This window comes from Streptomyces lusitanus (assembly GCF_042647945.1).
GTDB classification, from domain to species: domain Bacteria; phylum Actinomycetota; class Actinomycetes; order Streptomycetales; family Streptomycetaceae; genus Streptomyces; species Streptomyces pseudogriseolus.
Genome location: NZ_JBHRWL010000002.1, coordinates 185,935 through 210,089, shown reverse-complemented (window position 1 = coordinate 210,089; position 24,155 = coordinate 185,935). Strand labels below are relative to the sequence as shown.

Sequence of the window (24,155 nt, the reverse complement as noted above, 5' to 3'; positions counted from 1 at the left end):
CGCGCCTCAACGAAAAGTTAACAGCACACAGCCGCGGGCCGAACCCACCTGGGAAAACGCCCGAGGTAGGCGCGGTCCACCGGACCGACACACGGAGTTCACGGTCCGTACGGCCGGCGGAAAGAAAGCACGCCGGGCACTCTCCTAATGTTTTCCGGGTGCCGAAGCTTTCCGTGATCGTCCCCTTCCGCAATGTCCGGCAATTCGCGCCGGACACCCTCGGCGGTCTGCGCGCGAATGCCCGCCCGGATTTCGAGTTCGTTCTGGTCGACGACGGTTCCGAGGACGACACCCCGGTGCTCCTCGAACGGGCCGCCGAGGAGCTGTCCCGCGTCGCGCGCGTGCGCCATGTCCGCCGGGAGAGCGCCGGCGGGATCTCCGTCGCGCGCAACACCGGTCTTGACGCGGCGAGCGGCGAGTACCTGACCTTCCTGGACGGCGACGACTGGTACGCCCCCGGGTACCTGTCCCGGCTGGTCGCCGCGGCGGACGAACTGGGCTGTGACTTCCTGCGTACGGACCATGTTCGGGTCACCGGGCGCTCCCGGTCCGTGCGGCGGGTCCCGGTGGGGCTGCGGGACGAGGTGCTGGACCCGCGGGAGGTGATCCTGCCCGCCGACCGGACGACCGCGGTGGACTACCCGCAGGTGTGGGCCGGGCTGTACCACCGGCGGCTGCTGGATCGTGGGCTGCTGCACTTCCGGGAGGAGCTGCGCACGGCGGAGGACCGGCCGTGGATCTGGCGGCTGCACCGGGAGGCGGAGTCGTTCGCCGTGGTGGGCCTGCTGGGCGTGTTCTACCGCAAGGGCGTCGCTTCCTCCCTCACCCGGATCGGGGACGAGCGCCAGCTGGACTTCGTCCCGGCTTTCGACCGGGTGGTGGCGGAGACGGCGGCGGACCGGGACGCCGGCCGGCTGCTGCCGAAGGCGGTGCGGACGTACTGCGCGGTGATGGACCGTCATGTGGCCGAGCGGGACAAGTTCGAGCCGGCGGTGGCCGCGCGGCTGCGGGGGCTGTGCGCGGACGCGCTGCGGCGGCTGCCGCGGGACGTGCTGGACGAGGTGCTGGACTCGATGGACGCGGCGCGTGCGGCGCGGCTGCGGCGGCTGCGACGGGCGCCGCTGCGCGCGGGAAGGGGTGCCGCGTGAGGGCGGCCGGTACACAGATCGTCTGCGCGAGCGGTTTGGCGGAGGTTCTGGTCGCCGCCGCGGCGGCCGAGGCCGGGCTGCTGCCGGAGGCGGGGCGCCGGGTGCTGCTGGTGTGCGACGACGCGCCGGTGCCGGAGACTGCCCCGCCGTGGGACGAGGTGCCGGGCTTCGCGCGGCTGCTGCGCGCCCGCTTCGACGCGGTGCTGTCCTGGAACGAGGCGATACGGCCCTTCCACCCGGCGGCCTGGACGCCGCGCACGGAGGACCTGCCGCTGCTGGAGCGGCACTTCCGCAGGGCGTGGGGGCTCGGGGACGGCCGGGTGGAGCTGGTCCTGGGCGCCCCGGACACCGCGCCCGCGCAGTCGGTGGCCCGCGTGTTCACGGGCGCTCCCCTGCACGTGTTCGCGGCCGGCCCGGCCGGCTTCGGACCTACGCGCGGCAAGCTCGACCCGCTGATCGGCACACGGGTGCGGCAGGTGCTGCACCTGGACCTGGTGCCGGGCCTCACGCCCCTGCTGCTGGGCGAGTTCGGCGCGCCCGCGCGGGCGATCCCGGCGGACGCCTTCCGGGCGGTGACGAAGGAGGTCGCCTCGGCGGTGACGGGGGTGCCGGAGGGGGCGGCGCTGGTCGTCGGGGAGCGCCCGTCGGACAGGGCGGGCGCCGAGGACGCGCCGCACGCGGAGATGGTGCGGGCGGCGGCCGGACGCGGCCACGACCGGGTGGTGTTCGCGCCCCACCCCGCCTCCCCGTCCCGGCACGCGGCCGGGCTGCGGGCCGAGGCCGGCCGCCTCGGCGTGGACCTCACGGTCCTGGACCCGCCCGTCCCGGTGGAGGCGCTGTACGAGGCGTCCCGCCCGGCGCTGGTCGTCGGCTGCGCGTCGGCCGCGCTGTTCACGGCGTCCGCCCTGTACGGCCTCCCGGTCGCCCGCGTCGGCACCGGGCGCCCGCTGGAGAGGCTGACGCCGTATCACCATCCGCGGCGGGCCGCGCTGGTGCTGGCGGAGGCGGTGCTGCCGGGGGCGGCGGGCGGCGCGCCCGCGGCCGGCGACCTGGACGGGCTGCTGAGCGCCCTCGCGTTCACCATGCGCCCGCAGGTGCGTCCCGCGCTGCGGGCCGAGGCGGAGCGGTATCTCGCGGCGGGCGCGTGGGACGGGCGGTGGTTCCCCCGGCGGCGGCTCACGGCGCTGGGGCTGCCTGGGGGTGTGCCGCGACAGCTGGCGTTCCTGCCGCGGAGCCGGGCCGCCCGGCGGGTGGTGCGGCGGGTGCGGGCGCTGCGGAAGGCGGTCGGCAGGTGAGGCGCGACCGGCGCGGGCGGCCGACGGCCGCCCGCCGAGGACTGTTCACCGGGTGTCCATCCTCACGCCACCGGCGGCCCGCCGTGCTGGGGCACATTCGGCGTCCGGAACGAGGACGGTGGCACGGATGACGAACTCCCTGGCGGGACTGTTCAGGGCGCGGCGGAAGGAGGTCCCCGCGCAGGCGCTCCTCGCCCGGGGGCTGCGCCTGTGCGGTGACCACCTCGCCGAGCGCGGCGAGGGCGCCGGTCCCGGCGGCACGCGGCTGGTCCGGGCGATCGGCGGGTACGCGGGGGCGCTCGCGAGTCCGTCGGCGGACCCGTTCGACGCCCTGCTGCGGGTCGGCGAGCGGGCCCTTGAGGCGGGCGGCCCGGGCGCGCCGGAGCTGGCGCTGGCCGTCGCGGACACGGCGGTGGAGATCCGGCAGCGCTCCAAGGGCGCCTGGCGGCTGCGCGGTCTCGCGCTGGACCGGCTGGGCCGTGAGGCCGAGGCGCTGGAGTCGTACGACCGCTGCCTGGAGCTCGGCGCGGAGGCGGCCGGCGAGGTCGCCCGCCGGGTCACCACGCTGCGCCGCCGCCGCGCCTGCCTGGAGGAGGCCGCCGCGCTGTTCCCGGGGGCGGCGGACACGCTGCTCGCCCCGGCCGGCCGGACCACGGCGGTCACGGCGGCCGAGTTCGCCGCGTTCGTGCGGGCGCGCCTGTCCGAGCGGGGCCTGGACGACGACGCCGTACGGCGGCTGCTGGGGCTGCACGCCTGCTACCGGCGGCTGCTGGAGCGGTCCGCGCTGCCCGACCCGCTGCTCGGCGGGGCCGAGCCGGTCGGCGTCACCGGGCTGCGGGGGCTGCTCGCGGGCCGGAGCGTGTGCCTGGTGTCCAACGCCCCGGCGGTGGCCGACAGCACGCTGGGCGAGCTGATCGACGGCTACGACGTCGTGGTGCGCTGCGACGCGTTCCGGATCCGCGCCGAGGGCACCGGGGAGCGCACCGGCCTGCACGCGGTGACGCTGCGCGGCGACACCCCGTGGGAGGGGCCCGCCTGGACCCGCCCGGCCGGGATCCGGCTGGTGTTCGGCGACCCGGCGGCGGCCTGGCGGCGCGCCCTGCGGCAGCGGCTGACGGCCGGGGCGCAGGAACACGTCGGGGACGTCTCGCTGCGCCGCCCGTTGGGCGATCCGGCGCTGCTCGGCGAGGACGGCTGGGACGAGCGGACCACCACCGCCTTCACCGTCCTGCGCCTGCTGGACTTCCTGGACGTCACCCCCCGCCTGGACCTGATCGGCTTCGACGGCGGCGGCACGCTGCGGCCGCGGGAGGCCGCCTGGGTCCGGGACCGCGCCACGCACGTCGACGACCGCACGATGAGGACCGCCCTGCGATGAACACCGCCCTCGCGGACGACCGGAGCGCCGTCACCGGCAGACGCCGGATCGCCTTCGCCGTCCGCACCGACGCCGCCGGACTGCCCGGCACGGCCGCCCTGCTGCGCAGCCTCGCGCTCGCGGCCCCCGACGTCTGCGAGGACGTCGTGGTGCTGCACCCGGGCCTGCCGGAGGAGGCGTTCGACGTGCTGCGCCGGCTGCACCCGCGGGTGGTCGCGCGCCGCGACGGCGGCCTCGCGGACCTGCTGAGGCCGGCCGGGTACGACACGGTCGTCGTCCTCACCCCGGACTCGGTCGTGCTGGGCGACGTCCGTCCGCTGCTGCGGCTGCGGCACGGGGTCGGCGCGGTGCCACGCGCCGGCGCGGACGACGTGCGGGGCGGGCTGCTCGACGGCCTGCTGGTGGTGCAGCGCGCCGACCTCGACGACGCGCTGCTCGCGCGGCTCGCGGCGGGCGAGGACGACCCGGCGACGGCGCTGGAGAAGGTGCTGACCCCGGTGGACGGGCGGTACGACTTCCCGGCCGCCCGGCTGGGCGACGACCTGCCGGTGCCGGCGAACGTGGCGGTGCTGCGCTTCCCCGCCGGGTCCGGCGCGCCGGCGTCGGGTCCGGCCGCCGAGGCGCGGCGCCGGTTCGAGACCGACGACGAGGCGTTCCGGGCCGCGTACTGCGCGCTGCCCGGCGAGAAGCACCCCGAACTGCTCGCGCATCTCGCGCCGCCGCTGCTGGCGGCCCGCCCCTCCCTGGACCTGGCGCGGACGGTCGCGGAGGTGCACCGCAGGCAGGGACGCTACGACGAGGCGGTCGACGTGCTCGCCCCGGTGGTGGGCGACCGGCTGGACGCGCCGCGCTGCCAGGAGACGCTGGGCGTGTGCCTGATGGCGCTGTCGCGCTACGCGGAGGCGGAGGCGCGGCTGCTGCTCGCGGCGGCCTCCCCCGACGTCGCGCCCCGCGCCTACGCGCAACTGGCGCGCCTGGCCTGGATCCTGGGGCGGGACGAGGACGCCCGCCGGTACGCCCTTGAGGGCCTGGACGCCGACCCCACCGACGCCGGCTGCCACGCCTGGCACGTCCGCACCCGGGCGGAGGAGGAGCGGGCGGACGGCGGCACGGACGGCGGCGGGGAGTTGGCGCCCGCGCCCGCGCGTGAACAGCTCGCGCACGTCGCGCTGTTCGCGGAGGGGCGGGAGAACGCCGGGGACAAGGTGCTCCCGGAGGCCGTACGGCTCTGCTTCGGACCGGACACCGGGCCGGGCCGCTGGTACGCGCAGCCCGTGCACCGGCTGGTCGACGAGGCGGCGCTGGAGGAGCTGAACGCGCGGCGCGGGGTGGTCGTGGGCGGCGGCGGGCTGTTCCTGCCGGACACCTCCCCCAACGGCAACAGCCACTGGCAGTGGAACGTCCCGGACGGACTCCTCGGGCAGCTCACCGCTCCGCTCGCGGTGTTCGCGGTCGGCTACAACGTGTTCGACGGCCAGCCCTACCGGCGCGCCCGGTTCGCGGAGAGCCTGCGCGTCCTGGTCGAGCGGTCGGCGTTCTTCGGCCTGCGCAACCACGGCTCCATCGACCGCGTCCGCGAACTGCTCCCCGAAGGGCTGCGGGGCAGGGTGCGGTACCAGCCCTGCCCCACCACGGTCGCCCGGCATCTGGTCCCCGGCTGGACCGACCCGGCCGAGCGGACCGACACGGTGCTGGTGAACTGCGCGTACGACCGCGCGGGGCTGCGCTTCGGGCACGACTACGGGCACTTCCTCGCGCAGACGGCCTTCGCGCTGCGCGGCCTGCGGGAGCGGGCGGACGTGCGGTACGCGGCGCACATGCCCGCCGACGAGCGGTTCGTGGACGACCTGCGCCGGGTGCACGGCCTCACGCTGCCCGTGGAGCAGCTCTACGAGCGGACGAACGACGACATCCGCGCGCTGTTCCGCACGTCCCGGCTGGTGATCGGGATGCGCGGGCACGCCGGGATGATCCCGTTCGGCTGCGGCACGCCGATCCTCAGTCTCGTCTCGCACCCGAAGCTGGCCTACTTCCTGTCCGACATCGGCCGCGAGGAGTGGGGGCTGTCGGTGCACGACCGGGACCTCGGGCCGCTGCTCCTGGAGCGGGCGGCGGCGGTCCTCGACGACCACGCGGGCGCCGTGGCGGACGTGCACGCCGCGCAGCGGCCTCTGTGGGAGGTCACGCGCGCCAACCTCGGCGAGCTGAGAGAGGTGTTCGGCCCGGCCTGACCCACCGCACCGCCGCCGCTTCCCGTCCCGAAAGAGAGAAACCCCGTGCCGAAACTGTCCGTCGTCGTCCCGATGCACAACGTGGAGGCGTTCGCGGAGAGCACCTTGCGCAGTCTCGCCGCCAACGCGCACCCCGACGTCGAGTTCCTGATCGTCGACGACTGCTCCACGGACGCCACACCCTGGGTGATCGAGCGGTGGGCGGAGAAGCTGCCGGGCGCGCGGGTGATCCGGCACGACACCAACCAGGGCATCGCCCAGGCACGGAACTCCGGCATCGACGCGGCCGAAGGGGAGTATCTGGCGTTCCTCGACGGCGACGACTGGTACGGGCCCCGTCATCTGGCCGCGCTGGTGCGGGCGATGGACGAGCTGGGCTGCGACTTCGCCCGCACCGACCATGTGCAGGTCACCGGCACGGAGCGGGTGATCAAGCGGCCCCCGGCGCCGGTACGGAACGCGGTGATGGATCCGCGCGACGGCATCGCGCCCGCCGACACGGAGACCATGGTCGACTACCCGTTCGTCTGGGCGGGCGTCTACCGCCGGCGCCTCTTCGAGGACGGCGGGATGCGCTTCGTCACCGAACTGCGCACCGCCGAGGACCGGTTGTGGATCTGGCGGCTGCACCTCACGGCGCGCAGCTACGCCTCCCTCGGGCTGCACGGGGTGTTCTACCGGCGGGGCGTCGCGACCTCCCTCACCCAGATCAAGGACGACCGCCAGCTCGACTTCATCCCCGCGTACGACCTGCTGCTGGCGGACGTGCGGAACGACCCCGAGTGCGACCGCTTCCTGCTGAAGGCGGTCCGCACCTACTGCGCCATGATCGCCTTCCATCTCGGCAAGGCGGACGCGTACGAGCCGTCGGCGGCCCGGCGGCTGCGACAGGAGGCGCGTCAGGCGCTGCTGCGCATGCCGCAGGACGCGCTGGAGGAGACCCTGGCCACCATCGACAGCACCCGGAGCAGGCTCCTCGGCCGCCTGCGCGACGGGCGGAAGGCTGCCTGACCCATGCACCGCACGACTCAGATCTTCCAGGTCTCGACCCTGTACGGCGCCGCCACCCTGGCCGCGGCGCTGGACGCGGGGCTGTACGGACCGCGCGAACAGGCCCGCCGGATCATGCTGGTCTCGCACAACGCCGCCGTCCCGGAGACCGCGCTGCGCCTGGACGAGATGCACGGCCACGAGCCGCTGGCCGCCCGCTTCGACGAGGTGGTGAGCTGGAACGAGGCGATCAGCCCGTACCACCCGAGCGCCTGGGGGCCGCGCGGCTCCGACACGGTGCTGTGGCAGCGGGCGCTGCGGCTGCTGTGGAACATCGGCGAGGACGACCGGGTCGACCTGGCCGTCGAGTCGATCCAGGCCAACCCGGCCCGCGCGCTGGTCGCGATCTTCTCCGAGGCGTCCGTCGACGTGTACGCGGACGGGCTGATGAGCTACGGCCCGACCCGCGAGAAGCTGCCGCTGACCCTCGGCCGGCGCGTCCGCCGCCTGCTCCACCTCGACCTGGTGCCCGGACTGCGCCCGCTGCTGCTGTCCGAGTACGGCGTGGAGCCGGTGATCGTGCCGGACGGGGCGTTCCGCACGGTGCTGGACGAGGTCGCCCGGGAGGCGGCGGACGACCCGCTCCTCGCCCCGGTGCGCGAGGAGCGGCCGACGGCCGTGCTGCTCGGCCAGTACCTGGCGGCGATCAACATCCTGAGCGCGCGCGAGGAGGAGGACCTGCACGTGCGCATGCTCACCGGGGCGGTGCGCGCCGGTCACCGCTCGATCGTCTTCAAGCCCCATCCGACCGCCCCCGTCGGCTACTCGGCGGCCCTGCACAAGGCGGCGGCCGACGCGGGCGTCCGGCTCACCGTGCTGGACGCGCCGCTGCTCGCGGAGACGCTGTACGAGCACGCCCGCCCCGAGCTGGTCGTCGGCTGCTTCTCCACGGCGATGGTGACCGCGTCCGCCTACTACGACGTGCCGGTGGCGCGGGTGGGGACGGCGCTGGTCCTGGACCGGCTGCGGCCCTACCAGAACAGCAACCGCATACCCCTGGCGCTGGTCGACCACCTGGTGCCGGACCTGGAGCGGGACGAGACCCCGGCCGTGCTGGGCGAGGCGCCGGCCTCTCTCGCGCCGCTGGTGCGGACGATGGGCTTCTGCATGCAGCCCCGCACGTATCCGGCGCTCAGGGGTCAGGCCGAGGAGTGGCTGCGCGCCCACCTCGCCACCAGCCCCGCCCCGTACTTCCCCGCCCTGCGCCTGGCCGAACTGGGCCTCCCCGGCAGCAGCCCCGCCACCCGCGCCCGCGTCCGCGCGGCCCGCGCCAGGCGACGGGTGGGGCGGGCGGTGCGCCGGGGCGGCAAACGGTAAGGCCGCCGGCCGCGCCTGCTCGGCCGGGCCCGCGGCGACACGCCCCTCACCCTCCGACGGATCGAGGTTCCCGTGCCCCTGAACAGCCACGCCCTGCTGACCAGTGCGCCCGCCCGGCGGCTGCTGCGGCCCGTCGCCGATCTGGTCGACCGCCGGATCGAACGAAGGCTGCGCGCCGTGGAGACCGTGGGCCGGGAGCGGCTGCGGGAGGTCACGGAGGCGGTGGAACGCCAACGGCTCTCCCTCGACCTGCTGCTCGGCCCGGCCGGGCGGGGCCTGTCCCGGGTGGTGTCGCCCGGTCCGCTGGGCCGGCTGCACGCCGAGATGGCGGAGCTGGCCGGGGACCGGGACGCGGCCGTGCGCAACGCGGCCACGGCGTACCGGCTGCTGATCGGCCTGGAGTCGCTCGGGGCCGGGCGGATCGCCGGGGGCACGATGAACATCTGCGGCAAGCTCGGCACGATCCCGCTGCTGGACCCGCCGAACGACGAGGTGCTGGAGATCGGCACGCTCCACGGCATGTTCTGCGCCGGTCTGATCCGGATGCTGGAGCGCGACGGCCGGGAGCCGTCCGTGACGATCGTCGACCCGTTCGCCGGGATCCAGCTGCAGCCCGGCACGCCCCGCCGCTCGGACCCGTCCGGCACCCCGGTGGACGAGCGGGCGGTGCGCACCAATCTGGCCCTGGCCGGCCCGGCGGGCGTAACCGCGCGGATCGAGCGGGGCTTCTCGGAGGACCCCGCGACCCGCGCCGCCGTCTCGGACCGCCGTTACGGCGTGATCGTCGTGGACGGCGACCACTCGGCCGAGGGCGTCGCGGGCGACCTGCGGTGGGCGGAGGAGATCGCCGCCCCGGGCGGGATCGTGGTGCTGGACGACTTCGGCGACCCGAAGTGGCCGGGCGTGGCCGAGGCGCTGGAGGCGCATCTGACGGGCCCCACGCGGTTCACGTACCTCGGCAAGGCGGCCCTGTCGGCGTTCCTGCGGGCCGGCTGACCTCGGGCCGCCCGACCGCGGGCCGCCCGACCGCGGGCTGCCTGACTCAGCGCGCCGCCCCGCTCAACGCGCCCCGTACCGGGCCTCGATGCCGGCGAGGATCAGGGCGAGGCCCTCCTCGTACTGCCGGTCGTAGTCGCCGAAGAGGGTTGCGCCCGCCTGGGCGGCGAGGGGGTGGTCCGCCATCAGGCGGGCCCGTTCCTCGACGTCGAAGCCCTCGCGGCGCTCGCCCGGCACCGGCTCGACGCCCTGCTCCTCGGCGACGAAGCCGAGCGTGTAGAGGAACGTCGTCTGGAGCGCCCGTGCCGCCTGGGGGACGGTGAGGCCGGCGGAGGTGAGCAGCCGGAGGTCGTTCTCCTGGTGCTCGGCGTGCTCGAGGCCGGTGAAGCGGGTGCCGCTGAACACCTTGGCGCCGTCGCGGTAGGCGAGCAGCGTGCGGCGCAGGACCCGGTTGCTCGACAGCAGCCGCTCACGCCAGCCGTCGTCCGGGGCGGGCTCGACGCCGTCGGTCATCCGGCGGAACATCTCGGTCGCCATCTCGTCCAGCAGCGCCTGCTTGTCCTTGAAGTGCCAGTACAGGGCGGGCGCCTTGACGTCGAGCTCCCTGGCGATGGCGCGCAGGGTCAGGCCGTCCAGGCCGACCTCGTTCAGCAGGGTCAGCGCCGTGTCGGCGACCCGTCGGCGGTCCAGCGGCGCGCGTCGTTCCGTGCTCACGCTTGACAACTTAACACCGTTAGGGAGACGCTCGGACGGCGGGTCACTTAACGCTGTTAAGGAGACGGATCATGAGCGACACCCCTGTCCTGATCGTGGGCGCGGGGCCGACCGGCCTCACCCTCGGCATCGACCTCGCCCGGCGCGGGGTCCCGGCGCTGGTCGTGGAGCGGGCGGACGAGCTGTTCCCCGGATCGCGCGGCAAGGGCCTCCAGCCGCGCACGATGGAGGTCTTCGACGACCTCGGCGTGCTGGACGCCGTCCGGGCGGGCGGCGGCCGCTACCCGGTCGGCATGCTCTGGCGCGACGGGAAGCGGCTGGGCGAACACCATCTGATGGACCCGGTGGAGCCCACCGAGGAGGCGCCGTACGAGGGCTGGATGGTGCCGCAGTGGCGCACCCAGCGGATCCTGCGGGACCGGCTGGAGGAGCTGGGCGGCAAGATCGCCTTCGGCCGCGAGGTCACGGACGTCACGCAGGACGAGGACGGCGTGACCGCCCACTTCACCGCCGGGCCGCCCCTGCGCGCCCAGTACCTCGTCGCCACGGACGGGGGCCGTTCGGCGGTGCGCCGGGCGGTCGGCGCCGGCATGACCGGCGAGGCGGTCGACCCGCTGCCGATGCTGGTGGCGGACGTGCGGATCGCCGGTCTCGACCGGGACAACTGGCACATGTTCCCGCCCCGCGAGGGCCGGGACGAGTTCCTCACCCTCTGCCCGCTCGCCGGCACGGACGACTTCCAGCTGGTCGCCCGTTTCACCGAGGGCACGCGCGTGGACCTCTCCCCCGACGCCGTAGGGCGGGTCGTGGCCGCCCGCACACACCTCGCCGCCGAGGACGTCACCGGGGTCCTGTGGGCCTCCGACTTCCGGCCGCGCGCGGCGCTCGCCGACCGCTTCCGCGCGGGCCGGGTGTTTCTCGCGGGCGACGCGGCGCACGTGCACTCCCCGGCCGGCGGCCAGGGCCTCAACACCAGCGTGCAGGACGCCTACAACCTGGGCTGGAAGCTCGGCGCGGTGCTGTCCGGCGACGCGGACCCGTCCCTGCTGGACAGCTACGAGGAGGAACGGCGGGCGGTGGCCGCGGACATGCTCGGCCTGTCCACCCGCATCCACCGCGGCGAGGCCCGGCGCGGCGGGGCCACGCTGCAACTGGACCTGGGCTACCGGGAGTCCTCGCTCAGCGCGGAGACGCGCACCGCGCCCGGCCCGGTGCGCGCGGGCGACCGCGCGCCGGACGGCCGGGTCGACGGCGTGCGCCTCTTCGACGCGTTCCGCGGGCCGCACTGGACCCTGCTGGCACTGGGCACGGACGCCCCCGAACCGCCGGCGGGCGTACGGCTGGTGCGCGGCCCGTCCCACCGGACGTACGGCACGGGCCTGTTCCTGGTCCGCCCGGACGGCTATGTGGGCTGGGCCGGGGACGGCGCGGAGGGACTCGGGGGCTACCTGGCGCGGCTCGGGCGACGCTGAGGCGCCGACGGGGTGTCCGGGGGAGCGCCCCCGTCGCGAGGGGGCCGCCCCCGGTCGCCTACGCGCTCGCCGTGGACAGCTTCGCCGCGAAGCCCAGGAACAGGGCGCCCGCCGCCGAGGTGGCGCCCGCCGAGAGGCGGCGGCGACGGCGGAAGGCGGCGGCGAGCCGGGTGCCGCTGAAGATCAGCGCGCTGAGGTAGAGCACGCTGGCGATCTGGGCGAGCGTGCCGAGCACCACGAAGGACAGCGCCGGATAGGCGTAGGCGGGGTCGACGAACTGCACGAAGAAGGCGATGAAGAACAGGATCGCCTTGGGGTTCAGCAGGCTGACGACCAGGGCCCGGCGGAACGGACGCTCACCCGTCGGACCCGCGGCGGGAGCGGTCTCCGCCGCGCTCTCCTCCCCGCGGCCGCGCCACATGCCCCACGCGGCGCGCAGCATCCCGACGGCCAGCCAGGCCAGATAGCCGGCGCCGGCGTACTTCACGATGCCGAACAGCACGGCGTTCGCCTGGAGCAGGGAGGCGACCCCGGCGGCCGACAGCGTCATCAGGACGGCGTCCCCGCACCACACCCCGGCGGCCGCGGTGTAGCCGGAGCGCACCCCGCGACGGGCGGCGACGGACAGGACGTAGAGCGAGTTGGGCCCGGGCAGCAGGATGATCAGCACCAGGCCCGCGAGATAGGTGGGAAGGTCGACGACACCGAACATGGCAGGAGTGTCGCACGCCGTGCGACACTCCTCGACCCTGTTTCGACCTGCGAGAACGAGCCTCAGAAGGCGTCACTCGGCACGTACGTGCCCCACACCTCGCGCAGTGCGTTGCAGACCTCGCCGACGGTGGCGCGGGCCTTGAGGGCGTCCTTCATCGGGTAGAGGACGTTGTCCTCGCCCTCGGCGGCCTTCTTCAGCGCGGCGAGGGCGGTGTCGACCGCCACCTGGTCGCGTTCGGCGCGGAGTTTGGCGAGGCGTTCGGCCTGCTGGGCCTCGATGGCGGGGTCGACGCGGAGGGGCTCGTAGGGCTCTTCCTCGTCGAGCTGGAAGCGGTTGACGCCGACGACGACGCGTTCGCCGGCGTCGGTCTCCTGGGCGATGCGGTAGGCGGAGCGTTCGATCTCGTTCTTCTGGAAGCCGTGTTCGATGGCGTTGACGGCGCCGCCGAGGTCTTCGACCTTCTGCATCAGTTCGAGGGTGGCGGCTTCGACGTCGTCGGTCATCTTCTCGATGACGTAGGAGCCGGCGAAGGGGTCGACGGTGGCGGTGACGTCGGTCTCGTAGGCGAGGACCTGCTGGGTGCGCAGGGCCAGGCGGGCGGACTTGTCCGTCGGCAGGGCGATGGCTTCGTCGAAGGAGTTGGTGTGCAGGGACTGGGTGCCGCCGAGGACGGCGGCGAGTCCCTGGACGGCGACCCGGACCAGGTTGACCTCGGGCTGCTGGGCGGTCAGCTGGACCCCGGCGGTCTGCGTGTGGAAGCGCAGCATCAGCGACTTGGGGTTCTTCGCGCCGAACTCCTCCCTCATCACCCGCGCCCAGATCCGGCGGGCGGCGCGGAATTTGGCGACCTCCTCCAGGATGGTGGTGCGGGCGACGAAGAAGAACGACAGGCGGGGGGCGAAGTCGTCCACGTCCATGCCGGCGGCGACCGCGGTGCGGACGTACTCGATGCCGTCGGCGAGGGTGAAGGCGATCTCCTGCGCGGGCGAGGCACCGGCCTCGGCCATGTGGTAGCCGGAGATCGAGATGGTGTTCCACTTGGGGATCTCGGCCCGGCAGTACTTGAAGATGTCCGCGATCAGCCGCAGCGACGGCTTGGGCGGGAAGATGTACGTGCCGCGGGCGATGTACTCCTTCAGCACGTCGTTCTGGATCGTGCCGGTCAGCTTGTCCGCCGGGACGCCCTGCTCCTCGGCGACGAGCTGGTACAGGAGCAGCAGGAGCGCGGCGGGGGCGTTGATCGTCATCGACGTGGACACCTTGTCCAGCGGGATCCCGCCGAACAGCACCCGCATGTCGTCGATCGAGTCGATCGCCACGCCGACCTTGCCGACCTCGCCGTGCGCGATCGGGGCGTCGGAGTCGTGGCCCATCTGGGTGGGCAGGTCGAAGGCGACCGACAGGCCCATCGTGCCGTTGGCGATCAGCTGCTTGTAGCGGGCGTTGGACTCCGTCGCCGTGCCGAAACCGGCGTACTGGCGCATCGTCCACGGACGGCCCGTGTACATGCTCGGATACACGCCCCGCGTGAAGGGATACGCGCCCGGCTCACCCAGCTTCTCCGCCGGGTCCCAGCCCTCGAGAGCCTCCGGCCCGTACACCGGTTCGATGGGCAGTCCGGACTCCGACTCGCGCGCCATGATGTGCATGCCTCCCGCTGAGCAGCGTTGCTCGATCCGATCGCCGGGCACTCGCCAGTTACTCGCCAGTTACTCACCAGTACAGGCCGACCCTTCGACGGACTGTAGCGGTGCGCGTGCGGCCCGGTGGAGGGCCACACGCTGGGACCTTCCTCACAACCTCCGTGGGACCCCGCTCACAGGGCGGCCCGGCGGCCGTCGCATCCGGTCACACCCCACGATGCCCGCTTGTAGCGCCCCGGTCACGTCCGGGGTAGAACTCAGTGGAACTCCATAGAAGTCGGTGGAACACAGGTGACGGCCGGGCAGGACCGGTACGGCGGAGCGACGGGGGGCCGGGGTGCGCGGGAGGGGCATGAGCGGGAGGGGTCCGGGCCGGAGGGATACGGGTCGCGGCAGGAGCAGGCACGGCATGGCCGTCCTGGCGGCGCTGGGCGCGATGGCGGTGGGTGCGGCCGGGTGCACGGTGCAGCCGGCCGGGACGGACGGGCAGGGCGCGCCGCCGGTGCGGATCGACGTGCCGTCCCGGACGCCGGACGCGCCACGGCCGCCCGCGTCGCCGAGCCGGACCCCGGAGGCGCCCGACAAGCCGTCCCCGCCCGAGACGCCGTCCCCGCCCGCGAAGCCGTCCGCCCGTCCGACGCCGGCGCGCGTGCTGTGGTCGCCCGGCGACGAGGGGCGGGACATACGCGAACTCCAGGCGCGGCTGCGGCAGATCGCCTGGATCTTCCACGGCCCCACCGGCACCTACGACGACCTGACCGCGGAGGCGGTCCGCGGCTTCCAGGGCAAGCGCGGTCTGCCGCGGACCGGGGTGACGGACACCGTGACCTGGCAGCGGCTGCTCGCCATGACGCGGGAACCGGGACGCTGGGAGCTGTATCTCATGGGCGGCCAGCCCGCCGACCCGCCCGACCCGCGCTGCATGACCGGCCGGGTGCTGTGCATCAGCAAGTCCAGCCGCACCCTGCGCTGGATGATCGACGGCCGGACGGTGTCGACGATGCCGGTCCGCTTCGGCTCCGAGTACACGCCCACGCGCGAGGGCGTCTTCCAGGTCTACTGGAAGTCCCGGCACCACGTGTCCACGCTGTACGACTCGCCGATGCCGTACGCGATGTTCTTCAGCGGCGGCCAGGCGGTGCACTACTCGGCCGACTTCGCCGCCCGGGGCTACGCGGGGGCCTCGCACGGCTGTGTGAACGTACGCGACGAGGGCGCGATCGCCCGGCTGTACGAGCAGGTCCGGGACGGCGACAAGGTGGTCGTCCACTGGTGAGACCTGCGACGAGGTGAGAAGAAGGGGCGCGGGCGGGACCGGGGGAACGTGTCCCGCCCGCGCCATGTGCACGAGCCGTGGGTACGGGGGGAACCCCGGCTCAGTGCTACGGCCGATGACCAGTCGGCTCACTCAGTACTGCGTCTGAAGCGCCAGAAGTGTCACACCGGGCGGTACGGAAGTGCGACACGGAGACGTTTGCGCAGGTCAGGCGGTTTTCGGGAGGTCCTACGGCCGCCTAGTCCCGCGTGCCGCCGCCCTTGCCGCTCCCGTTCCCGCCGTCCCCCCCGTTCCCCTTGCCCTTGCCCTTGCCGTCGGCGTTGTCGCCGTTGCCCTGGCCCTTGCCCGGGCGGTCGTCGGCGTCGGAGCCGCTGTCGCCGCGGCCGGCGCCGTTCCCGTCGCCCTTGCCGCCTCCGTCGCCGCCCTCGTCCCGCCCCCCGTCGTCGGTGTCCGGGCGGGCGTCGCCCTGGCCGGGGAGGGTGTCCTGCGGCGCGTCCGCGTCGCGGTCGACGCGCGTCTCGGCGTCCTGCGCGCCGCCGCCGGCGCCCTTGCCGTCCCTGTCCTTCTTGCCGTCCTCGCCACCGGCGCCGTCCTCGGCCGCGAGGACGCGGCAGTACGCGGCGACGTGGGAGGCGCCGCCCGCCGCCTCGTGCAGGGCGCGGCGGTGTTCGCCGTCGACCGGACGGCCCTGGTGCCAGGACCGGCAGGCGGACACGACGAGCTTCCAGCGGGCGCCATGGGCGGTCCTGCCGTCGCCGGGCGGCGAGCCGGTGGGCGTGCCGCCGGGCTCCTCGCCGCCCTGTGCGCCGTCGCGGCCCCCGTCGGCGGTGTCGCCTTCGGGACCGTCCGGGGAGACGCTCCGCGCGGGCGGGGAGACCAGCGGGCGCTGGGGGTGCGTGGCCGTGGCGGCGCCCGCGGGACCGGAGCGGGAGTCGTCGAACGGCGTGGGCAGCAGCCCGGTCCCGGCGAGCACGGCGGCGCCGCCGGCCATGCCGACGACCAGCGCGGCGGCCAGCACCATGCGGGCGGGGCGCGGCCCGCGGACTCCGCCGGGCGTTCCGGTACAGCCGGCGCGCGGGGCGCCGAGACGGATCAGGCCGACATCGGCGCCCCCGGGGCCGGTGCCGTGACCGGTGTGCGGGGCCGAGTCGGCCTGCCCTGTCCGTTCGTCCCTCGACTTGCGGAAGGCGGCCAGCGCGGCCGCCTCCCCGGGAAGTTCGCCCTCGTCCGTGGGCGGTGGCGCGGAGAGCGCGCGGAGCACTCCGGCGAGCCGTTCGGCCTGGTCACCGGCGGGTGGACCGGCAGCCTGGGGTGACTCACCGCTCAGCAGGCGCTCCGCCGCCTCCGCGTCCAGCCACCTGTACCGCTCATCGGCCATCACAAGTCCTTCTGCGTCCGCGCTCGCAACTGCGTCACACTCGCGGACGTCACCGTACGACGGCGTGGTTCTCTCTGGGGTGGAAGGGCGTCGAGCGCACCCGCGGATTCCGGATGGCCGTCCGGATCGTCGCCGAGCAGCTCGGCGAGCCGGCGCAGGCCGCGGTGCGCGGCCGTCCGCACGGCGCCGGGACGCTTGCCCAGGGTCTGCGCGGCGGTCTTGGCGTCGAGGCCCACGACCACGCGCAGGACGACGGCCTCGGCCTGGTCCTGCGGCAGCCGGGAGATCAAGTGGAAGGCGCCGTCCGTGGCCAGCGCCTCGATCGCCTCGCCGGCCGTGTCCGACTCGGCGGGCCGCCCGGTCAGCTCGGTCTCGTCGCCGCCGATCGCGGGGCGGCGGCCCCGCATGCGGATGTGGTCCAGCGCGCGGTTGCGGGCGATGCGGGCCGCCCAGCCGCGGAAACGGTCCGCGTCGCCGGAGAATCTTTCCAGGTCACGGGCTATCTGAAGCCATGCCTCGGACGTCACGTCCTCGGCGTCGGGCTCACCGACCAGTGTCCGGACGTACCCGAGCAGCCGTGGGTGCACGGCGCGGTACACGGTCCGGAACGCGGTCTCGTCCCCACCCTGTGCCGCGCGCACCGCGGCAGTCAGCTCCGCGTCGTCCCCCAGCACGCGTGCGCCCTTCTGCGCCTCAGCCGGCGCCGCTCTCGCGGACCGGGTTGCTCGCCGTCGTCATTGCTCAATCGGTCGTTGCGGTCTCAAGGCCGCACGCGGAGGTTGTGGTCGTTTGTCTCCCGCGGCCTGGCGCGAAAGGCACGTTACGACCTGAAACCGCTCCCCGTCCATGACCGTACAAGACGCAACTAACCCGTGACACGGGACGTGTGACAGAAAACGCATCCCTGGCGCTGTAGAAGGTACGGGTCGCGCGCGGCCCGTACCGCGCGACGGCCGGGGCCTCTCCTGTGGGGGGTGGCGGCCCCGGCCGTCTCCGCACCCCCACTGCCGGGCAGTCATACCGCCGCAGACACACGCGCCGCCGCCGAGGCGAGACACGCTGCCGCCGCGGGCAATCGTGCCGCTGGGCGGCACGGGTGGGCGCGGCGGCACCCCGTCATCGCCGGGCTGCGAAACACCCCCCGTTCAGGTGAGCCGCGTCAACGCTCAAGACTTACGTCCACGCCCCTCAGCCTCACCCTTGCCCTGGCCCTCGCCCTCGCCAGAGGGATCGGTGCCGGCCGTCTCCCCCGTGGGACGGCCGACACCCGCTTCACCCCCCGAAACCTCCGGAGGAACACTCGGCCGAGCCGGCACAGAAGCCGAGGGCGCCACCGTCGCAGCGCGCCCCGCGCAGTACGCATCCACCCGCCCCGCACCTCCCGCGGCAGCGACCAGCCGCTCCCACGCGGCAGCGTCCAACGCCCGCCCCTCCCCGGCGACCCGCTCGTACGCCCGGCACTGCGCCCCGACGTCACCGGCCACGGACTCCGCCCGCCCCGAGCGGCGCCGCTCACCCTCGCCCCCCGCACCCGCGGAAGCCGACATCTCCGGGTTCCCGACGGCACCGGAGCCGGACACATCCGGGACCCCCGTAACCTCCGGTGCGGAAGAGCTCGCGGACGGCGTCCGAGACGGCCCCGTGTCCTCGGACCGCCCCCCACCCGACGCGCCCGCCGCGTTGATGCCGGCCACGGCGACCCCACTGAGCGCGCAGCCCGCCACCAACGCCCCCAGCGTCGCCCGCAGCGACCGCCCGCCGAGCCGCCGCCGGGAGGCCCGCCAGTCGTCCCGGCGCCGGGTGCGCGCGCCATGCGCCCCCGACTCCCGGGCGGCCACGAACGCGGCGACGGCCCGCTGCTCGGCACCGGCGTCCACCCCGTCACGAACCAGGGCGGCGACGAGCAAGGCCTCCAGACGGGCGGTGTCACCGACCGCCCCGCCGACGGGGACGGCTATGCCCACAGCCCGCTCGGACCGCTCGGACCGCTCGGACCGCTCGGACCGCTCGGACCGCTCGGAACGACGCTCAGGGTGCACACGCCGACGGCCGGCCCGCCCGCCGTCGCTCTGCCGTTCACCCATGTCCGCTTCCGTCCCTGCTCGATCGTGTCCGGCCTGTCCGGTCCGTCCGGTTCCGTTCGCCGGCCCCTGCGACCCCGCACCCGGGGCGCGACGCTCGCCGCACCCCCTCCCACCAGCGGGGAGCCCGTTCCGGCCCCAGCACACGGATACGGTCGGTCCGCCCGGCCCGTTCAGCCGCCGGTCCGGCCGTGCCCTCCGGTGTGACCGCCGTCCCGGCCCACGGTCACGTCGACTCACCCAGCGTCCGGGGCGCCTCATCCGTCACACCGTCGGCGGCGAGCTGCCGCGCCAGGCGCCGCAGGCCCCGGTGCGCGGCCGTCCGTACGGCGCCCGGCCGCTTGCCGAGGACGCGGGCGGCGGCGGGCCCGTCGAGGCCCACGACCACCCGCAGCAGCACGGCCTCGGCCTGGTCCCGGGGCAACCGGCCCACGAGGGCGAGGGCCTGCTCGGTGGACATGGCCTCCATCGCCTGGTCGTGCGTGCTGTGCGGGCCGGGCAGCTCCAGGACGTCCTGCTCCAGCGCGGACGCGCGAGGGCGCACGCGCTGGCGGCGCAGGTGGTCCAGCGCGCGGTGCCGGGCGATGGTGGCCGTCCAGCCGCGGAACCCGGCGCCGTCGCCCTTGAACCGGCCGAGGTCACGGGCGATCTCCAGCCAGGCGTCCGACATCACGTCCTCGGCGTCGCCGCCGACCAGTCCGCGTACGTACGCGAGAAGTCCGGGCTGCACGAGCCGGTAGGCCACGGCGAACGCGGCCTCGTCGCCCTGCTGGGCGCGCGCGACGGCGTCGCCCAGTTCCCCGTCGAACGCCTGCGTGCGGCGGGATTCCCCTCCGTGGCCCAAGAACCGTCCTCGTCCGTACCGAGCGCGATGCGCCTCGCATGACGTGCGCACGTCCGCCGTGTCACACCCCCAGCGACCTCAGCGTGCGCGGCGGCCAAAGTGTCACAGGTCAACCCACGTCCCACCGCTCCCACGCCCCTCACGCACCCCGGCCCCACACCGCTCCCGGGCCCGCCCGGAGCCCCAACTCCGCCGCAGGACCCGCACCCGTCGGCACGCCCCCGCAAGGACTCCGGCGCGCAGCAACCCGACTGGGCCCGGGCCCGACCCCACCCGAGGCCCGACCCCGCCAGGGGTCAGCCCCTCCACAGATCAGCCCCGCCAGGGGTCAACCCCCCACCCCCGCCGTCGCGTCCCGGCACAGCAGCCGGAGGGAGCCGTCCTGGGTGTAGCAGCGGCGGGCCTCGTCGATGGGGTCCCAGAGGCGGCCGTCCGGCGTGCGGACCCAGTGGTCGCCGCCGGAGGCCCACCACTCGCCGCCGGCCTGACGCACGATCACCTCCCCCGCGTAGGCCCCGAAGCCGCGCAGCACCAGCTCCACGGCGGCGTACGGGGCCGACTCCGAGCGGATGTCCTCGATCATCCGGTCGACGCTCCACAGACTGCGCGCCGAGTAGTCGAGGCGCATCCGTGCCCCCTCGCGCATCGCCGCCACCGCGTCCGCCGCCCAGCGGACCGGCTTCGTCGCCGCCGAAGGCCTGGTCTCCTGCTGTGTCGTCACAGTCGTCGCAGTCGTCACACCCTGGAGAGCGCCGCGGCGAAGCGTTTCGTCACCCCGATCCGGCGGCTTCCCACAACGGGTGCACGACCGCCCCAGGACACTCACAGGACCGTCGCCGCACGCCCGCTTCCCGCACCCGCCCCCCTCTCCCCGTACCGGCGTCAGCCGTCCCGGCCTCAGCCGTCGCGCCGGCTGCGGCGCGAGACCGCCGCGCGCAGCACCCGGCGCCCCTCCGTGGACACCTCCAGCGCGCTGCGCAGCCCCGCCGCGCCGTGAGCGGCGACGAGTTCCAGGACGGCGGTCTGCCGCCGCAGCTCCGCGGCGAGCAGCGGCGACAGGCCGTCCGTGCGGCCGTCGCGGCGGGCGGCGGTCAGGTCGGCGTCGCCGGCGCCGTCGAGCAGCAGGTGGACCCGCAGCGCGTCGGCCGAACAGCCGTCGGCCCACGCGCGCAGCGCCGGCCCTGACCGGTCCGCGGGGGCGGCGGCGAGCATGCCCCGCGCCAGCCGAGCCGCCTCCTCCGCACAGCCGCCCGCCGCCTCGCCCGCCGCCGCGTCCAGCTTCTCGCGCGTCTGCCGGAGCACCTCGCCCCAGTCGCCGTCGGCGGGACCGCCCGCGAGGGTGCCCCACAGCGGCCGCAGCGCCTCGTCGTCACCGCCCAGCAGCGGCACGCACCGATCCAAACAAGCCACCCCGCTGGCGGCCAGTCCGCGCTCGTCGGCCTGTGCGATCAGTTCCTCCAGGCTCATCCACGCCTCCCTCTGCGGGTTCCGCGGGCCCCCGGATGAGGCCGTGACGTGCCTCGTCCCTCACGGAGCCCGCATTTCCCCTTACTGCGTGCGACAAGCCGGGAGTGTCACTCGGGCACCACGCCCAACCGGTCGAGCAGCTGGAAGAAAACGTTTTCGGCCATCGGCCCGGGGTCCGCGGTCAGCACCTGGAGGACGTCCTCGGCGGCGACCGTGCGCCCGGCCTCCTCGGCCCAGAGGACGGCACGCTCGGCCGCGTCGGCGGGTTCGAGGAAGTAGTCGTCGACGGTGAGGCCCTCCTGCCGCCCGTCGAGGTAGCCGGCCATCGCGTCCCGGCCGAGACAGGCCGTCCATACCCCGCTCTCCGGGGACGCCGCCTCCACCGCCACGCACGCGCCGTCCATCACGTACCCGAACAGGGCGGGCGCGCCGGTCTCCCGCGCCAGTTCGTTCATGCTGCCCAGCTCGCCCTCGCGGCCCGGCAGTTCCCACACCTGCCAGCCGTCCGGGGCCTCGGTGCGCAGGGTCAGGTCCCCGCCCGCGCCGGCCAGCGCGTCCCGTCCGGCCAGTGGCAGCTCCGCGCGGCCCACGACGAAGTAACCCCAGTAGCCCATGTGCCGGTTCCCCCCGCATGTCGTTCCCGGCCCGGCGCGCCGAGCCGTCGGCTCGCCCAGAACATCACCACAGCCGTCCGGGGGTTCGCAGGCGTTCGCGGCAATCCGTCAGCCGAGACGGCCCGCCAGCGTGCGGAATTCCGCCCATGACAGCTCCGGTTCGCCCGCGTCCCACAGCTTCTGGGCGAGGGCCCGCAGCGGCATCCGGATGCCCGCCGCGACCTGTTCCTGCGTCTGGGAGCGGGGCAGGTCGCCCCAGATGGCGAAGGACCCGCCGAGGATCTGCCGGTCGTACTTCGCGGGGACGGGGGTGGTGCCGCGCAGGACCCGCGGCGTCCACTGCTCGTAGATGCGCTCGCCGGTCGGGTAGACGAAGGTGAGCGGCTCGCCGAGCACGTAGTACAGGAACTCGTCGTTGTAGTTGATCACGTCGCGGCCCTCGGCCAGGTACTCCGCGGGCTCGCGCGCGCCGATCTCCTTGCCGGTCCAGTAGGCGACCCGGATGTCCTCGTCCGCCTGGACGGACCCACCGGAGAAGAAGCCGTCGTTCCAGGCGCGCGGGACGCGGTCGTGGGCGCGGACGGTGGCGGCGCGGTCGTTGAGCCAGCCGGTGGTCAGGTCCTCGACGGTGGCGCCGGAGCCGTACTTCTCGCGGGCCGCGGCGGCGAGGCCGGGGAAGGACGCCTCGGGGTCGGACACCACCAGCGCCTGGTACTCGTCGCCGCCGAGGTGCCACTGGTCGCCGGGGAAGAGGTCCGCGTACTCGTCGAGCAGGTCGTCGACGATCTCGGCGGACTTCGGGTTCGCGATGTCGACGGCGCCGCGCACCGCCTCGCCGTTCGCCCTGCGCAGCTGGAGGTCGGGGTGGGCGTCGATGACGGCGCCGAGGTGTCCGGGCGAGTCGATCTCGGGGACGACGGTGATGTGCCGGCTCTCCGCGAGCTCGACGATCTTCTTGACCTGCGTCTTGGTGAGGTGGTCCTCCGAGACGATCTCCGGGTGCGAGTCGGACTCGATACGGAAGCCCTGGTCGTCGGAGAAGTGCAGGCCGAGCTCGTTGTACTTCAGGTCGCCCAGCTCGCGTATGCGGTCCTCGATCCAGCCGGCGCCGTAGTGCTTGCGCGCGATGTCGAGCATCATGCCGCGCCGCGGCTTGGCGGGCTCGTCGCGCACCACGCCCTCGGGGGCGGCGCCGGCGCCGCGTATCTCCTGCTTGAGCGTGCGCGTGCCGTAGAAGACGCCCGTCTCCCCCGGCCCGCTGACGGTGACCCGCCCGCCGCGCACGGTCAGGGTGTACGACTCCGGGTTCGCGCCCGCGTCCCGGTTCAGCTCCAGGCGCACGTCGCCCGGCCGCTCGTCGTCCCGCTCCCCCGCGTACGCGAGGCCCAGCTCCTCGGCCGTCAGCCGGCCCTCGTCGGCCAGTGCCGGGTCGGACACCACCACCCGGTGGCCGGGGGCGGGCCGCCAGCCGGGGCCGCGCCCGGCCGTGTGCTCGCGCACGGCGGGTATGGTCCGCGGCGCCTCGGACAGCGGGTAGCTGCGGGTGGGGCTCGGCGTCGGCGACGGCGACGAGGGGGCGGCCGACGACGACCCGCCGTCGTCCCCGGAGGCCCACAGGCCGAGGCCCACACCGGAGGCCACCACCACCGCCCCCGCTGCCACCGCGACGGCCGCGACCCTCCGCCGCCGTGCCGCCGCCTGCCCACCGGGACGCCGCCCGCGCTGACCGTGCTGCCTGTGCCGACTCACCCTGCCAACGTACGACCCGTTCGGGTGAGAAGCGTCCACAAGCCGTTCTCAAACTCTGCCGTCCGGGTGAAATGGGGGTACCGATCGGACACGTCTCGGACTCACTCGATAACGTGACGTCACAACTCTCACAGCATCTGCCAACGACACACACGCGACGCCCACGAGGACCCACGCTGCCTGCGCACCGACTCCCCCACCTCCCCGGCCGAGTCGCCATACCCGGACAGTCCCGCGGCGCGCCCGGAACCCGGCCCCCGCTGGAGTGGTTCAACGACGCTCCCGGGCCCGACGCCGAGCGCGCCCTGCTGTCCTGCCTGCACAGCCCCCGCTGGGCCCGGCTGGTGGCCGGCCACCGCCCCTACCCGGACCCGGCGTCGCTCCTGGCCGCCGCGGACGAGGCGACGTACGACCTCTCCCCGGAGGAGATCGCCGAGGCGCTGGCCTCCGAGCCTCTCCCCTCCCTCCCCGAGGACGCCTACTCGGCCGCCCACACCGCCCTGAACGCCGCGCACGCGGCCTACGAGGCCAAGTTCGGCCACGTCTTCGTCATCTGCCTCGACGGCGTCCCCGAGCACGAGGTCCTGGACCGCGTCCTGGAGGACATCCGGTCACGATTGGCGAACGATCCCCACGACGAACAAGCGATCACCCGCGACCAACTCCGCCTCCTGGCCAGGGAACGCTTGAACAACGCCCTCAGGGGCGCGGGGCTGTAACGATGTGCGGCTCCGCCGCGTGGGCGCGAACAACCCCAATGACGCCGCACCCGGCAACGAACCGCACC

General features: G+C 74.7%; 20 protein-coding genes. 10 read left to right on the top strand and 10 right to left on the bottom strand.

Annotated features, from left to right (window positions below; genetic code table 11):
* Window positions 1-158: 158 nt before the first annotated feature.
* From ACFOSY_RS02360 to ACFOSY_RS02330, 7 genes are all read left to right on the top strand, one after another.
* The gene (locus ACFOSY_RS02360) at window positions 159-1,148 is read left to right on the top strand and encodes a glycosyltransferase family 2 protein (protein ID WP_394305028.1); all 990 of its coding nucleotides are present in this window, start codon (window positions 159-161) and stop codon (window positions 1,146-1,148) included.
* Complete coding sequence (locus ACFOSY_RS02355; RefSeq protein ID WP_394305027.1) at window positions 1,145-2,443, top strand: polysialyltransferase family glycosyltransferase; 1,299 nt, start codon at window positions 1,145-1,147, stop codon at window positions 2,441-2,443. Before ACFOSY_RS02360 ends, ACFOSY_RS02355 begins: the two co-directional genes overlap by 4 nt.
* Window positions 2,444-2,570: 127 nt before the next feature.
* Window positions 2,571-3,821, top strand: coding sequence for a hypothetical protein (locus ACFOSY_RS02350; protein ID WP_394305026.1), 1,251 nt, complete (start codon window positions 2,571-2,573; stop codon window positions 3,819-3,821).
* Window positions 3,818-6,052 carry a polysaccharide pyruvyl transferase family protein gene (locus ACFOSY_RS02345; protein WP_394305025.1) on the top strand — a complete coding sequence of 745 codons (2,235 nt, stop codon included), beginning with the start codon at window positions 3,818-3,820 and terminating at the stop codon, window positions 6,050-6,052. Before ACFOSY_RS02350 ends, ACFOSY_RS02345 begins: the two co-directional genes overlap by 4 nt.
* A gap of 45 nt (window positions 6,053-6,097) precedes the next feature.
* On the top strand, window positions 6,098-7,063 hold the full coding sequence (locus tag ACFOSY_RS02340; RefSeq protein ID WP_394305024.1) for a glycosyltransferase family 2 protein: 966 nt from the start codon (window positions 6,098-6,100) through the stop codon (window positions 7,061-7,063).
* A gap of 3 nt (window positions 7,064-7,066) precedes the next feature.
* Complete coding sequence (locus ACFOSY_RS02335) at window positions 7,067-8,419, top strand: polysialyltransferase family glycosyltransferase (RefSeq protein WP_394305023.1); 1,353 nt, start codon at window positions 7,067-7,069, stop codon at window positions 8,417-8,419.
* A gap of 78 nt (window positions 8,420-8,497) precedes the next feature.
* A complete protein-coding gene (locus ACFOSY_RS02330; protein WP_394305426.1) occupies window positions 8,498-9,415 on the top strand; it encodes a class I SAM-dependent methyltransferase in 918 nt (305 codons plus the stop codon).
* Window positions 9,416-9,478: 63 nt separating this feature from the next.
* Here the strand turns inward: ACFOSY_RS02330 and ACFOSY_RS02325 are convergent, their stop codons facing one another.
* Entirely contained in the window at window positions 9,479-10,129 is a 651-nt protein-coding gene (locus ACFOSY_RS02325) for a TetR/AcrR family transcriptional regulator C-terminal domain-containing protein (RefSeq protein ID WP_394305022.1), read from the bottom strand.
* Window positions 10,130-10,200: 71 nt separating this feature from the next.
* Here ACFOSY_RS02325 and ACFOSY_RS02320 point away from each other — a divergent pair, with 71 nt between their 5' ends.
* Complete coding sequence (locus ACFOSY_RS02320) at window positions 10,201-11,601, top strand: FAD-dependent oxidoreductase (RefSeq protein ID WP_394305021.1); 1,401 nt, start codon at window positions 10,201-10,203, stop codon at window positions 11,599-11,601.
* Window positions 11,602-11,659: 58 nt separating this feature from the next.
* On the opposite strand, the gene leuE is transcribed toward ACFOSY_RS02320, so the two are convergent.
* Window positions 11,660-12,313 (bottom strand): leucine efflux protein LeuE, encoded by a 654-nt coding sequence (gene leuE, locus ACFOSY_RS02315; protein WP_394305020.1) that lies wholly within the window; start codon window positions 12,311-12,313, stop codon window positions 11,660-11,662.
* 62 nt (window positions 12,314-12,375) lie between these two features.
* Complete coding sequence (locus ACFOSY_RS02310; RefSeq protein WP_394305019.1) at window positions 12,376-13,956, bottom strand: acyl-CoA mutase large subunit family protein; 1,581 nt, start codon at window positions 13,954-13,956, stop codon at window positions 12,376-12,378.
* A 412-nt stretch (window positions 13,957-14,368) separates the two neighbouring features.
* Here ACFOSY_RS02310 and ACFOSY_RS02305 point away from each other — a divergent pair, with 412 nt between their 5' ends.
* Window positions 14,369-15,235, top strand: a complete 867-nt coding sequence (locus tag ACFOSY_RS02305) for a L,D-transpeptidase family protein (RefSeq protein WP_394305018.1) — start codon at window positions 14,369-14,371, stop codon at window positions 15,233-15,235.
* Window positions 15,236-15,473: 238 nt separating this feature from the next.
* Here the strand turns inward: ACFOSY_RS02305 and ACFOSY_RS02300 are convergent, their stop codons facing one another.
* From ACFOSY_RS02300 to ACFOSY_RS02270, 7 genes are all read right to left on the bottom strand, one after another.
* A complete protein-coding gene (locus tag ACFOSY_RS02300; RefSeq protein ID WP_394305017.1) occupies window positions 15,474-16,613 on the bottom strand; it encodes a hypothetical protein in 1,140 nt (379 codons plus the stop codon).
* Window positions 16,613-17,287 carry an RNA polymerase sigma factor gene (locus ACFOSY_RS02295; RefSeq protein WP_394305016.1) on the bottom strand — a complete coding sequence of 225 codons (675 nt, stop codon included), beginning with the start codon at window positions 17,285-17,287 and terminating at the stop codon, window positions 16,613-16,615. Before ACFOSY_RS02295 ends, ACFOSY_RS02300 begins: the two co-directional genes overlap by 1 nt.
* Before the next feature lie 1,633 nt (window positions 17,288-18,920).
* On the bottom strand, window positions 18,921-19,538 hold the full coding sequence (locus ACFOSY_RS02290; RefSeq protein ID WP_394305015.1) for an RNA polymerase sigma factor: 618 nt from the start codon (window positions 19,536-19,538) through the stop codon (window positions 18,921-18,923).
* A 328-nt stretch (window positions 19,539-19,866) separates the two neighbouring features.
* Window positions 19,867-20,259 carry a hypothetical protein gene (locus tag ACFOSY_RS02285; RefSeq protein WP_394305014.1) on the bottom strand — a complete coding sequence of 131 codons (393 nt, stop codon included), beginning with the start codon at window positions 20,257-20,259 and terminating at the stop codon, window positions 19,867-19,869.
* Between the two features lie 176 nt (window positions 20,260-20,435).
* Entirely contained in the window at window positions 20,436-21,005 is a 570-nt protein-coding gene (locus ACFOSY_RS02280; protein WP_394305013.1) for a hypothetical protein, read from the bottom strand.
* A 107-nt stretch (window positions 21,006-21,112) separates the two neighbouring features.
* On the bottom strand, window positions 21,113-21,619 hold the full coding sequence (locus tag ACFOSY_RS02275; RefSeq protein ID WP_394305012.1) for a hypothetical protein: 507 nt from the start codon (window positions 21,617-21,619) through the stop codon (window positions 21,113-21,115).
* 108 nt (window positions 21,620-21,727) lie between these two features.
* A complete protein-coding gene (locus ACFOSY_RS02270; protein WP_394305425.1) occupies window positions 21,728-23,281 on the bottom strand; it encodes a beta-N-acetylhexosaminidase in 1,554 nt (517 codons plus the stop codon).
* Between the two features lie 158 nt (window positions 23,282-23,439).
* On the opposite strand from ACFOSY_RS02270, the gene ACFOSY_RS02265 reads away from it, so the two are divergent.
* Window positions 23,440-24,087, top strand: a complete 648-nt coding sequence (locus tag ACFOSY_RS02265; RefSeq protein WP_394305011.1) for a 2-oxo-4-hydroxy-4-carboxy-5-ureidoimidazoline decarboxylase — start codon at window positions 23,440-23,442, stop codon at window positions 24,085-24,087.
* The last annotated feature ends 68 nt before the right edge of the window (window positions 24,088-24,155 follow it).

What these genes read in the sequence shown, in the direction of transcription:
- leuE (WP_394305020.1), bottom strand. Translation starts at nt 12,313, where the DNA reads ATGTTCGGTGTCGTCGACCTTCCCACCTATCTCGCGGGCCTGGTGCTG.
- ACFOSY_RS02265 (WP_394305011.1), top strand. Translation starts at nt 23,440, where the DNA reads ATGGGGGTACCGATCGGACACGTCTCGGACTCACTCGATAACGTGACG.
- ACFOSY_RS02320 (WP_394305021.1), top strand. Translation starts at nt 10,201, where the DNA reads ATGAGCGACACCCCTGTCCTGATCGTGGGCGCGGGGCCGACCGGCCTC.
- ACFOSY_RS02300 (WP_394305017.1), bottom strand. Translation starts at nt 16,613, where the DNA reads ATGGCCGATGAGCGGTACAGGTGGCTGGACGCGGAGGCGGCGGAGCGC.
- ACFOSY_RS02350 (WP_394305026.1), top strand. Translation starts at nt 2,571, where the DNA reads ATGACGAACTCCCTGGCGGGACTGTTCAGGGCGCGGCGGAAGGAGGTC.
- ACFOSY_RS02345 (WP_394305025.1), top strand. Translation starts at nt 3,818, where the DNA reads ATGAACACCGCCCTCGCGGACGACCGGAGCGCCGTCACCGGCAGACGC.
- ACFOSY_RS02305 (WP_394305018.1), top strand. Translation starts at nt 14,369, where the DNA reads ATGGCCGTCCTGGCGGCGCTGGGCGCGATGGCGGTGGGTGCGGCCGGG.
- ACFOSY_RS02280 (WP_394305013.1), bottom strand. Translation starts at nt 21,005, where the DNA reads ATGAGCCTGGAGGAACTGATCGCACAGGCCGACGAGCGCGGACTGGCC.
- ACFOSY_RS02335 (WP_394305023.1), top strand. Translation starts at nt 7,067, where the DNA reads ATGCACCGCACGACTCAGATCTTCCAGGTCTCGACCCTGTACGGCGCC.
- ACFOSY_RS02310 (WP_394305019.1), bottom strand. Translation starts at nt 13,956, where the DNA reads ATGGCGCGCGAGTCGGAGTCCGGACTGCCCATCGAACCGGTGTACGGG.
- ACFOSY_RS02275 (WP_394305012.1), bottom strand. Translation starts at nt 21,619, where the DNA reads ATGGGCTACTGGGGTTACTTCGTCGTGGGCCGCGCGGAGCTGCCACTG.